The organism is Pseudomonas sp. R151218B TE3479, assembly GCF_053629195.1.
Map to the genome: position 1 here is coordinate 3,830,182 of NZ_JBRJHV010000001.1, position 11,959 is coordinate 3,842,140.

Here is an 11,959-nt window from a genome sequence, read left to right on the forward strand (position 1 = left end):
GGCAACCGGGCGCACGCGTCCGGTCGCTGTCTGAAAAGGCGAAACAGCATGGCGACGAACGTGCCGATCCTGCAGATCGACGATATTGAAGTGTTCTACGAACAGACCATCCTGGCGGTGCGCAGTGTGTCGCTGGAGGTGAAAAAAGGGCAGGTCGTGGTGCTGCTGGGCGCCAACGGCGCGGGTAAAAGCACCACGCTGAAGGCGGCCTCCAACCTGGTGCGCGCCGAACGGGGCGAGGTGGTGCGGGGGCGGATTGTCTACCAGGGGCGCGACGTGACCTGCAGCGCGCCTCACACCTTGGCGGCGAGCGGCCTGGTGCAAGTGCTGGAAGGTCGGCATTGCTTTGCCCAGTTGACCGTGGAGGAAAACCTTCTGGCCGGCGCCCTGGCGCGCCAGGTGCCGCGACGCCAGTTGCTGGCTGACCTGGAACTGGTCTATGGCCATTTCCCCCGGCTGAAACTGCGGCGCAAAAGCCTGGCCGGCTACACCTCGGGCGGCGAGCAACAGATGATCGCGATAGGCCGCGCGCTAATGGCCAGGCCGCAACTGGTCTTGCTGGACGAACCGTCGATGGGGTTGGCGCCGCAGATCGTCGAGGAAATCTTCGAGATCGTCCGGCAACTCAATCAGCGTGATGGTGTGAGTTTCTTGATCGCCGAACAGAACATTAATGTCGCCCTGCGTTACGCCCACCATGGCTACGTGTTGGAAAGCGGTCGGGTGGTCAGCGAAGGCAGCGCCGAACAACTGGCGGCCCGCAGCGATCTCCAGGATTTCTACCTGGGCGCGCGGGCCGGGGCGAGGGCTGAGGAGCCCGTGAGCGTCGGGGCGCGATCAGGTTGAAAGATTGACCACCTGGCCGTCCCGCGTACTGAGCGTGGGACGGCGTTTGTTGACCACCAGTTCGCCAATCCTGATCAGCAACGTGCGGGTGACGTTGCGACTCAGACCCAGCAGGCTGGCGGTATGGACCTGATTGCAATTGGCATATCGGTAGGCGGTGCGTAACAACTCGGCCTCGACCTTTTCATACACATCGCCATGCTCCTGCTCGAGCAGTTTTTCGAAGGCTTTCTGCAAGAGCGTCTCTGCGCTTTGAGGGGCTGCTTGCGGTGAGTCCTGGCGCTCGATACGAAAGTTCGACAGGTGCAGGTCCTGCACACCAATCACTTTGTTGCGGCAGATCAGCAGCGTGTGATGAATGACGTTTTCCAGTTCGCGGATGTTCCCCGGCCAGGAATAGTCGAGCAACTTGCGTTGCGCGTGAGCATCCAGCGTCACCTCGCCGTGACCGAGCCTGTGGCTGTACTGCGCGATGAAGTGGCGTATCAACGGCAGGATGTCGCCGGGACGTTCGCGCAGCGGCTTGAGCGCCAGGCTGACCACGTTCAGGCGGTAATAGAGGTCTTCGCGAAAGTGCCCGGCATTGATGGCTTTTTCCAGCTGTACGTTGGTGGCCGCCAATACACGCACATCGATCTTGATGCTCTTGCGCGAGCCCAGTCGAACCACTTCGCGCTCCTGCAATACCCGGAGCAACTTGACCTGGATCGGCAGCGGCAAATCACCGATTTCATCGAGGAACAAGGTGCCGCCATCGGCTTCCTCGAACCAGCCGGCCTTGGCCGTCAACGCGCCGGTAAAAGCGCCTTTTTCATGGCCGAACAGCTCGGCCTCCACCAGAGTCTCGGAAAACGCCCCACAGTTGACCGCAACGAACGGCTTGTGGCGACGGGCGCTGAGGTTGTGCACATGGCGCGCCACCAGTTCCTTGCCGGTGCCGGTCTGGCCGATGATCAATACGCTGGCATCACTGGGCGCTACTTGTTGCAGGTGTTCCAGCAAGGCGCGGGAGGTGGGGTCTTCGAAGACCTGGGCCGTGGCACGAATCGAGGTGGCCAGGCCGGGGGAGGGAGGTAGCGTTAGAAGCTGCATGACGGTGGCCCGTTAATGAGATTGCCGTGACGGAAGGTGGGTGAGCGCCAACGCTCCTTGATGGCATCACCGCAGGAAGCCATTGGGCTTAAGACTTAATCTAAATGATCTAAAAAAATGATAATAAATAACTTTAAGTTATTTGCTTAGGACTTAGCCGACGTTAAGAGCAAGGCCTGTCCCCACGGGTACGGCTGGTCACGGGATTCAGATCGGCCAGCAATGTCGGTAAAAAGTTTTATTGACTAAAAAATTACATCGAGTAATTATTCTCCTGCATCTGCTTTCACGCAGAGTCATTTCGCAGGGGCAACCCAATGAATCAGAACACCGTGCCTTCACTGGCCAGTCTCTACGTCGAGACTCATGAATCGCCCTCCGACGCACGCCTGGCGCCTTCGCTCATGCAAGGCTTTCCCGCCGAACCCCATCGCCGCGTCACCTGGCACAACTGGATGAGCCCGCCGTACAGCCAATGGGGTTTCCGCAACCTGGCGCGCTTGCGTCCTTCCATCGATGTGCGAGCCGGCGCCGGGCCGGTCAGCGCGTTCAAGCAGGCGCTCCAGCCGCTGGATGAGCTGCACTTCGACAGCGAGTGTGGCTTGAGCATCAGCGTGATCGACCACCTGATCGCCAGCCAGACCGATGGGTTCCTGGTCCTTAAGGACGACACCGTGCTGTTCGAGCGCTACTTCAATGGCCAGAGCCCCCAGGACCGGCACATCATGTTTTCGGTGACCAAGTCGCTGATCGGTGCCCTGGGCGAGCAACTGGTTTGCGAAGGCTTGTTGGACCCGACGCTGACGGCCGCCCATTACGTACCGGAACTGACGGGCAGCGCGTTCGGCGATGCGACCGTACGCCAGCTGTTCGACATGGCCGTGGCCGTCGATTACAGCGAGGTCTATGAGGACCCGGATTCAGAGAGTTCCCAATACGGCTACGCCTGCGGTTTCCAGCCGGCGCCGGCGCAATACACGACGTTCGAATCCCTGTACCAGTACTTGCCGTCATTGAGAAAGCGTGGCAATCACGGCGGTTTTTTCCATTACGTGACGGCCACCACCGAGGCGCTGGCCTGGGTCATGGAACGGGCGTCTGGCAAAGCCTGTCATCAGTTGCTGCAGGAGGTGTGGAGCCAGTTGGGCTGCGAACGTGACGGCTACTTCCTGGCGGACCCCTGGGGCCGCAGCGTGGCCGGTGCCGGGTTCAGCGCGACCTTGCGTGACATGGCGCGCTTCGGCCGCCTGCTGGCCAACGATGGCTGCCAGGAGGGGCGACAACTGCTTTCGGCCGAGGCGCTCGCCGGTATCGCCGCTGGCGCCGACCCCGCGATCTATGCCGCCTGCGCCGACTTTTCGAGCTGGACCCCTGGCGCGTCTTACCGCAGCCAGTGGTATGTCTTCAACGACCACAGCCAGGCGCTCATGGCCGGTGGCATCCATGGCCAATACCTGTTCATCGACAAACCGTCCGGCGTGGTGATCGTCAAGCAGTCGTCCCTGGACGAAGCCGTCAGCCCCTTCGACGGCGACAGCGTGCGCATGCTGCGTGCCATCGCGGCGCAACTGACGCCCTGACTTCATCCGATAAACACAAGAGTTCGTTCCGCTCACCCGGTCCAGCCAGGTGTTGGCGCGGGTTTGCGCCGCCATTCACTGCCCTGTAACAACAATAATCAACAGGAGCTCCATATGGTTTCCATGATGCGTTTGTCCCGAACGTTCCTCGTGCTCGGGTTACCCTTTACCGCCCAGGCTGCCTGGGCGGGCTACACCTTCGAGGAGGGCAACCTCAAGGGCGAGGTCAACTTAACGGCCGGTGGCGCGGTCCTGTCCACCCGCAACGTCAACTTTGGCGGCGGCGTGGTGGACATGCGCAGCGGCAAGAATGGCGGCACGAAAATCGACTGGCAGGAGTTCTACGTCAAGCCGGGCGTCAAGTTGGAGTATGCCGTGCAGCCGGATTTCAGCCTGCTGGCCGGCGGCTCCCTGGTGGGGGCGACCACCTTCGGGGATGGCGATGCCGGTGGCTTCACCCGCAGTTCCGACGGCAAGGTGTCGACCGAAGAGTTCTATGGCGGTTTCCGGGCTGGGGAGTGGACGGTCACGGGCGGTCGTCAGAATTACATGATCGGCAACGGTTTCATCGTGATGGATGGCAACCTCGACCAGTTGAACGACGGCGCCTATTGGCTCGCCCCACGCACCGCCTTCAAGGATTCGGCGGTGGTCGCCTGGGATCATGGCGCATTGAAAGTCCAGGGCTTCAGCCTGGGGACCGACAGCGACCTGGGGGACTTCCGCATGAGCGGCGTGAACCTGGACTATAACCTGGACGACCAGGTGACGCTGGGCGCCACCGCGTTGAAGGTCAAGGCCATGGGCCCCAAGGGCAGCACCTTGCCGCGTCGTCGCGATGGCATGCTGGTGTACAACGTCAGGGCCTTGAACGCCAAGGTCCCGGGTATCCCGGACCTGACCCTCAACGCTGAATATGCCTTGGAACGGGGCAGCGGCGAAGGCGTGGACTACGACGCCAAGGCCTGGTACGGCCAGGCGGATTACACCTTCAGCACGCTGCCGTTGACCCCGGTGATCGGCTACCGCTACGCGAGCTTTTCCGGTGATGACAACCTCACGGATAACCGACAGAAAGCCTGGGATCCGTTGAGCAAGGGTTTCGTCGACTGGAGCACTTGGCTGATCGGCGATGTCGTCGGCAACTACCTGATGTTCAACAGCAACGAAAACGTCCAGCAGTTCTCACTCAAGACCCACCTCAACGAAACCCTCACCCTCGGTGCGATCCACTACCAGTTCTGGCTCGACGAAAAAAACTACATGGGCACCGCCGTCAGCGACCGGCGTTTTGCAGACGAGAGTGTAGTCTTCCTGGATTGGGCGCCGTCGAAGTCGTTGTCCACCTCGCTGTCGTACAACTGGGTCAAACCCATGGCGGCGGCCAAACAGGTCTTCGGCGACGACCGGAAATTCAGCGCGCTGGAACTCTACTTCACCTACCGCTATTAGTGCCGCGAGCCTTCGCGGCCGCGCTGGAGTGTTTGATCATGAACCTGTTTTTGCGCAACACCTTGCTGGGCGCTGTCGTTTCGATGCTGGTCAGCGGCGCGAGCCTGGCCGATGAACGGACGGTGCGGATCTACAACTGGATCGAGTACCTGCCGCCTGAAATCCTCAAGAGTTTCGAGGAGGAAACCGGCATCCGCCCCATCTATGACGTCTTCGACAGTGTCGAGACATTGGAGGCCAAGCTCCTGACCGGCAACTCCGGGTATGACGTGGTCTACCCGAGCAGTTCCAGCGTCAGTCACCTGATCGCCGCGGGCGCCGTCGAGCCCCTGGACCGCAGCCAGTTGCCGAACTGGCAGCATCTGGACCCTGAGTTCATGAAGACGCTGGAGGCGGTGGGCGATCCGGGCAACCGCTATGCCGCACCGTACCTGTGGGGTACGACCCTGATCGGCTACAACGTCGAAAAGGTGCGCCAGGTGCTGGGTGCCGATGTGCAAATGAACACTTGGGACATCCTTTTCAAGGAAGAGAACATGGCCAAGCTGGCCAGTTGTGGCGTCGGTCTGCTGGACGCCGCCAACGAGATCGTGCCCATTGCCTTGCACTACGAAGGGCTGGACCCCAACAGCCAGAAACGTGAGGACTACGCAAAGGCGCAGGCGGCCATGCTCAAGGTCCGGCCTTACATCACCTACTTCAATTCGTCGCGCTATGGCATGGACCTGGCCAACGGCGAAATCTGCGTAGGGGTGGGTTGGTCTGGTGGGGTGGCCCTGGCCAAGCGACTGGCCGAAGACGCAGGGAAGGGGGTCAAGGTGGAAATGGTGCTGCCCAAGGAAGGTGCGCCGATGTGGTCGGACGTCATGATGGTCCCCGCCAACGCCCCTCATGCCAAGGAAGCCTACGCGTTCATCAATTACATCTTGCGTCCTGATGTCATCGCGCGGATCAGCAACAAGATCGGTTACCCCAACCCGAACAAGGATGCCACGGCGTTGGTCAATGCCGAAATTCGCAATAACCCCGCCATGTATGTGTCGGACGAGGCACGCAAGACCCTGTTCGCCTTGGAGCCGGTGCCGGCCGCCGTGGAGCGGATCCGCACCCGCACCTGGACCGGCATCAAGACCCATCGCTGACCAGCGTGACCCGGTGTTGCGGCGCCGGGTCCGTATCGGTGGGTGACGCCCTCAGGCGCGCATACCCAGGAAGAGCAACTCGGTGATCCGCCGGACCTGTGTGGAGTGTGCCTCGATATCCGGTTGTTCCTGGTTGACCAGCCTGAACAGCTGTAAGTGCGAATAGTCGTTCAACAGGAACGCGGCGAGGTCGACGTCCAGGTCGGCGCGTAATTTGCCGGCCTGTTGCAATTCCCTGATCAGCCCACTGATTTCGGCCCTGAGCGCATCGTTCATGGCGCGATACCCCTCGGGCAACCCGTTATCGCCACCAAACAGGATCAGTGGCAGCAACTCGCGCCACAGGCTCGGGTGCATGACCTCCAGTGCGTAACCGGTCAACAGCCGCTCCAGATAACACAGCGCTTGGACCGGGTCCTCGATTTCAGGCATCCGGCTGCGGGTGTCCGTGAGCGCGCGCTGGTCGGCGTCGTGCAGGATTTCCAGGATGATCTCCTGCTTGTTGCCGAAGTACTTGAACACCGTGGGAGCCGATACGCCGGCCTGGCTGGCGATCTGTTCAATGGTGGTGTTCTGGAAACCCTGACGCTCGAACAGTTCGACCGCCGCCTTGCTGATGGCTTGCCGGCGTTCGGCTTTTTGACGTTCACGCAGTCCGCTCACGGGAGGGTCCTTGTCGTAAAGAAGAGGTTGAAGGCCTCGGCGCACCAATCCTGTGGGAGCGAGCTTGCTCGCGATAGCAGTGGATCAGCCGCATTCAAGTCGACTGAAACACCGCCATCGCGAGCAAGCTCGCTCCCACAGGGTTTGCGGTTAGCAACAGGCCGGGCATAGGCATGCAAAATACTTAACCCAGTAAAGTTTTTAAAGGGTTTATTTCGTTGCCGTCCCTCGACGACGTCGCTGCATGCCGCGGTCCAGACGCCTGGAAAGAGGCAAAACGCCATGCCTCAGGTGGCGAAATCAGGCACAGAGATGGCGTGTTCAGGTAACTAACTCGAGAGGGAAGGCAGGTAACGTGGCGCGACTTTTCACCGCAAGTGCGCACGTTCGCCCAGGGTGGATCAACACAACCAAACGGTGCCGCTTCCAGGAGGGCGGGAAAGCCAGCAACACCGACTGTCACTGCGCGCGTCTCAATGTTCGATCACAAGAGAATAAAAAAAATGACCAGCCCCAGCTTCAAGGACTCGAACGGCCATCTGGCACAGGGCTTCAAGCCTCGTCACGTCACCATGCTGTCCATCGCCGGAATCATCGGTGCGGGTCTGTTCGTGGGATCGGGCCATGCCATCGCCGCCGCCGGTCCGGCCGTCATGCTGGCCTATCTGTTTTCCGGGCTGTTGGTGGTCCTGGTCATGCGCATGCTGGGCGAGATGGCCGTCGCCAATCCGGACACCGGCTCCTTCTCCACCTATGCCGACCAGGCCATCGGACGCTGGGCAGGTTTCACCATCGGTTGGCTCTACTGGTGGTTCTGGGTGCTGGTGATTCCCATCGAAGCGTTGGCCGCCGGTCATGTACTCAACCAATGGTTTCCCGCCGTCGATGCCTGGCTGTTCGCCTCGGTGTCGATCGTTCTGCTGGCCGTGACGAATCTGTTCAGCGTGTCGAAATACGGTGAGTTCGAGTTCTGGTTCGCCATGGCCAAGGTCGTGGCGATCATCGGCTTCATCTCCCTGGGTTTCGCGGTGCTGATGGGCTGGATTCCCGAGCGCGAGGCCAGCGGCCTGAGTCGGTTGATGGAGGAGCATGGCGGGTTCGCCCCCAACGGCCTGTCGGCGGTGGTGGGCGCGTTCATCACCATCATGTTCAGCTTCATCGGTACGGAAGCGGTGACGATCGCCGCCGCCGAATCCGATAACCCTGCGCAGAACATTGCCAAGGCCACCCGTTCGGTGATCTGGCGTATCGGTGTGTTCTACCTGCTGTCGATCTTCGTGGTCATTTCCGTGGTGCCCTGGAACGATCCGCTCCTGGCTTCAGTCGGTTCCTACCAGCGGGCCCTGGAGCTGATGAACATTCCCCACGCCAAATTCCTGGTGGATATGGTGGTGCTGATCGCCGTGGCCAGTTGCATGAACTCTTCGATCTACATCGCCTCGCGGATGTTGTACTCCCTGGGGCGCCGTGGCGATGCGCCAAAGGCCTTGAAGGTCACGTCCTCGGCCGGCGTGCCACGGTCGGCGGTGATTGCCAGTACCGTGTTGGGCGCGGGTGTCACGTTGTTCAGCTACTTTATGCCCGCCGGCCTGTTCCAGTTCCTGCTCGCCAGCTCCGGCGCCATCGCCTTGCTGGTGTATCTGGTGATCGCCATCTCGCAACTGCGCATGCGCCGGATGATGCAACGGCAGAACATCGAGCTGCCTTTTCGCATGTGGCTGTTCCCTTGGTTGACCTGGTTGGTCATCGTGTTCATCTCGGCGGCGCTGGCGGTCATGATGATCACCCCCGAGCACCGCAGCGAGGTCAGTACCACCCTGGGCCTGGCGCTGATCATTTCCTTTATCGGCCTGGCGACGTCGCGGCAGCCGCGCCCTGAGCAGGTGGCCTCCCTGGGGTGACACAGCCTGCCTGCGTCGCCTTTAGCCCTGTAGGCATGCAATTCTGGTTGCGCCGGCAGGGCCGGCCCTGACTGTCTGCTCAAGCTTGAACAAGCCTGTATCCGACCGGCGTGTAAAAAAAATTATGGCCCTTATCGAGTGTAAATTATTTTTTACTGTGCCTGGCGTCGGTAACTTTTTACTAAGCCTTGAAAGTGCTGGTTTTTTTTTAAAGTCACGCCCTAGGTTTCGTGGTGGCTTAAAAACTGTGAGAATAATATTGAACATCTTTTTGTATTTTTTCACGTTGACAGCGATATTTTTGCGACTATAAGATTGGATCCAGGAAAAGTTATTCAAGGAATGAATTACATGCACTTCGGTTCCTCTCCGCACGCCTCGATCTTTCCTGTTCTTAACTATCTACGCGGCGTCCTGCTGCTTCCGGCTTTGTACCTGCGTACCTTGTTTTCTCGCGAGGCGGCAGGCTTTGGCTGCTTCATGCCCTCATTTTTATCGAGGCTTGGTTCCTGACTCGACAAAAATATTTAACCTTAATGAAATAAACAGTCGATTCAATAACTCTTGTGCCAGCCTCTTGGTGCAGGGGCAATAACACCTAAGTGAAAGGGATTCTATGAAATATTTGGATGGCTCCATTTGCCTTGATTACCCGCTTCCCAATGGGCGGTCGGTTAAACTTGACCTCGCCACGGAAGAGTTGCTAGGTGTGCGCATGAATAAAAATGTGAAGCGTCTGATCGGTTGTTATGAACAAGACATGCTCTTTCTGAATAAAGAAATTGATGGGGATATCCAACAGCATCTTGATGAGCGATACGGTCGGGACAAGAGTAAAAAAGCGCTGGATGAATTGCGAACCCTTGAAGCTGTTGTGTTTGCCCCGGTCAGTGCGCAGTTGGATAAAGTTGATTTCTCCGTCTCGGCCGAACAATTGAGGGCGTTTTTTGGCACCCACTTGGATGAAGAGTTCGCTCGCCTGAAAAATGGCGACTTCGATCCGACGCTCTCCTATATTCTCAACAACCCTAATGCCCAGGGGCTGATGAGGAGCTTGCTGACACAGTTCTCCATTGAGTTTCTTATTGAAGGGGCTCCGATGGGCCTGTACGCAACTGGTGCGTTCGGCACCCTGCAGTCACATCTGCTGCGGGTGTATCAAGATGAAATGGGAAATGGTGTGCCGGAAGACAAGCACAGCCACTTGTACGAAAAAACCATGCTTGATCTGGGACTGAGCGATACGCCGGATGCGTATCAGGATCATTTCCTCACCAGCAACATGTTGGTTTCGGCCTACACGTACCAAATCTGTCACGACAAGAGTAAGTTCTTGCGTTACCTCGGCGCTTTTTTCCGTAATGAAGCCTGTTTTATCGTGTGGCAAAAACAGCTGGGGGAATCGGTTCGCGAGATATACCGAGGAAAGGTGGATTGTCATTATTTCGATGTTCATACCTCGGTCGACCAAGCCCATGGTCGCTGGGTGCTTGATAATCTGATTGGCCATGCGCTGGATCGTTTCGGTGATGACGCCGCGCCTCATATTTTGCGCGGTTTTGTGGAATTGATGATCTATCAAGATATCTTCGGCCTTGAACTTGATCATCAAATACTTAATGGTACCGTTGCGGAGCCTGCCGCTGCGGCGAATTCAAGCCTGTCCCTTTCCAATCGAGTGGCTCCTGGCGCGACGGAGCATCTTTTTTCGGCCCGGGAAATCATTGTCGACCTTCAAGGTGACAGCAAGATTTTTCTCACCGATCCTCTGGCTGCGAGCGCTTCAGCCGAGTCCGGGCTCATCCGTCTTCCACCGTTTACCGCTGCCCATTTAAAAGCCGGGAGCGACGGCGCGCGTTATAACTAATATCAATAATGCGACTGGTCGCAGATCAGTCGCTTACTCGCCGATGCCAGATGATTAGAGCGCTTAGTTTCTGAAGCGTAAGGACCTTGCATGTTTAAAGAAAAAGAGTTATCCGATAATAACACTTGGCTTCATTTTTTTCCCTCTGACCAGATTGGTAAAACCGATGCGTTCCCTTCATCCATAATCGAGGCACAGGGGATCTATGTAACAGACTCGGAAGGCCGTCGGTACATGGACGCCATCAGCGGCGCGTACTGCGTGAACGTGGGTTATGGTCGTGATTCGATTATTGATGCGGCCAGTGAAGCGGCCAGAAAGTTGGCATTCTGCTCTCCGTTCAGTTTTTCAAACCCTTATTCTTCCCGGTTGGCCCAGACCCTCGCAGGCCTGGCATCACCTGTTGTCGGCGCCAATGCCCGGGTGTTTTTTACCAATAGCGGTTCGGAGGCGGTAGAGACTGCATTGAAAATCGCTCGGGCATTCGCGGTCAGGAATGGCGAACCCCAGCGTAAATGGCTTGTGTCTCGCGATCATGCTTACCACGGTGTCACGCTGGGCGCGCTGTCTGTGTGTGGATTCGCGGCGCTAAAGGAAGAGTTTGGTCCGCTCTTGCCCATGACCGCCACCATCGCTTCGATGCGGGACAGTACAAACCCTCTCAGCGACGTGCTCCATGCAACGCCGGGCCTGGGTAAGGATGTTGCTGGCGTGTTGATTGAAACGGTTGAAACCAGCAATGGCATGGTAACCCCCACTGCCGAGTATCTTGATGGCTTGAAGCGCTTGCGCGAGGAAACCGGCGCGTTGTTGATCGTCGATGAAGTCATCACCGGGTTCGGACGCCTGGGCAGTTGGTTCAGCGCCGAGCAGTATGGACTTGAGGCCGATATCGTTATTTGCGCGAAAGGGCTTACAAGCGGATACGACTCGCTCGGCGCGACGATTGTCAGCGAGCGGGTCGCGTCGGTCTTTGCCCAGGGCGAAGACAGCATGTTCGCCCACGGCGCTACGTTTGGCGGTCGTCCGGCTGCCGCGGCCGCTGCCCTTGAAAATATCGGGATTCTCGAGCGCGAGCGGTTGCTTGAAAACGCCTCGTCCATGGGCATTTACTTGAAAGGTGTGCTTCAAGACTTGTTTGGTAACCACCCGAAAGTCTCCGGGCTCACCGGTACTGGCTTGCTCCAGGCGATCCACTTGCGCTCAAGCGACTCTTCGGCGCCTGCTACGGCCGAGGAAGTGAAAGTGATTCGAGAGCGATTGTTGAACAGCGGAATCATCACTTCTTTGTATTACACCCGAAACGATCCCACCATAGAAATTGCCCCGCCGCTCTGTATCAATCGAGAGCAGATCGACCATCTCTGCCGAGTGATCGTCGCCGCATTAGGCTGATTGTCGTCGCGACTCACAGAT

At 58.3% G+C, this 11,959-nt stretch carries 9 protein-coding genes; 7 read left to right on the top strand and 2 right to left on the bottom strand.

The window, feature by feature from the left end; genetic code table 11:
* Window positions 1-48 precede the first annotated feature (48 nt).
* The gene (locus tag AB7M32_RS16960; protein ID WP_454250648.1) at window positions 49-846 is read left to right on the top strand and encodes an ABC transporter ATP-binding protein; all 798 of its coding nucleotides are present in this window, start codon (window positions 49-51) and stop codon (window positions 844-846) included.
* On the opposite strand, the gene AB7M32_RS16965 is transcribed toward AB7M32_RS16960, so the two are convergent.
* A complete protein-coding gene (locus tag AB7M32_RS16965) occupies window positions 838-1,938 on the bottom strand; it encodes a sigma-54 interaction domain-containing protein (RefSeq protein ID WP_454250649.1) in 1,101 nt (366 codons plus the stop codon). The genes AB7M32_RS16960 and AB7M32_RS16965 overlap by 9 nt on opposite strands.
* A 317-nt stretch (window positions 1,939-2,255) precedes the next feature.
* On the opposite strand from AB7M32_RS16965, the gene AB7M32_RS16970 reads away from it, so the two are divergent.
* The 3 genes from AB7M32_RS16970 (at window position 2,256) to AB7M32_RS16980 (ending at window position 6,112) form a co-directional block, all read left to right on the top strand.
* A complete protein-coding gene (locus tag AB7M32_RS16970; RefSeq protein WP_454250650.1) occupies window positions 2,256-3,518 on the top strand; it encodes a serine hydrolase domain-containing protein in 1,263 nt (420 codons plus the stop codon).
* Between the two features lie 114 nt (window positions 3,519-3,632).
* Window positions 3,633-4,970, top strand: coding sequence for an alginate export family protein (locus AB7M32_RS16975; protein ID WP_454250651.1), 1,338 nt, complete (start codon window positions 3,633-3,635; stop codon window positions 4,968-4,970).
* Window positions 4,971-5,008: 38 nt separating this feature from the next.
* Entirely contained in the window at window positions 5,009-6,112 is a 1,104-nt protein-coding gene (locus AB7M32_RS16980; protein ID WP_454250652.1) for a polyamine ABC transporter substrate-binding protein, read from the top strand.
* A gap of 51 nt (window positions 6,113-6,163) precedes the next feature.
* Here the strand turns inward: AB7M32_RS16980 and AB7M32_RS16985 are convergent, their stop codons facing one another.
* Entirely contained in the window at window positions 6,164-6,775 is a 612-nt protein-coding gene (locus AB7M32_RS16985) for a TetR/AcrR family transcriptional regulator (RefSeq protein ID WP_072410139.1), read from the bottom strand.
* A 503-nt stretch (window positions 6,776-7,278) separates the two neighbouring features.
* Between AB7M32_RS16985 and gabP the strand changes: the two genes are divergently transcribed.
* From gabP to AB7M32_RS17000, 3 genes are all read left to right on the top strand, one after another.
* Window positions 7,279-8,676, top strand: a complete 1,398-nt coding sequence (gene gabP / locus AB7M32_RS16990; RefSeq protein ID WP_454250653.1) for a GABA permease — start codon at window positions 7,279-7,281, stop codon at window positions 8,674-8,676.
* Window positions 8,677-9,292: 616 nt separating this feature from the next.
* Window positions 9,293-10,543 carry an iron-containing redox enzyme family protein gene (locus tag AB7M32_RS16995; RefSeq protein WP_454250654.1) on the top strand — a complete coding sequence of 417 codons (1,251 nt, stop codon included), beginning with the start codon at window positions 9,293-9,295 and terminating at the stop codon, window positions 10,541-10,543.
* Window positions 10,544-10,633: 90 nt separating this feature from the next.
* Window positions 10,634-11,938, top strand: coding sequence for an aminotransferase family protein (locus AB7M32_RS17000; RefSeq protein WP_454250655.1), 1,305 nt, complete (start codon window positions 10,634-10,636; stop codon window positions 11,936-11,938).
* Window positions 11,939-11,959 lie beyond the last annotated feature (21 nt).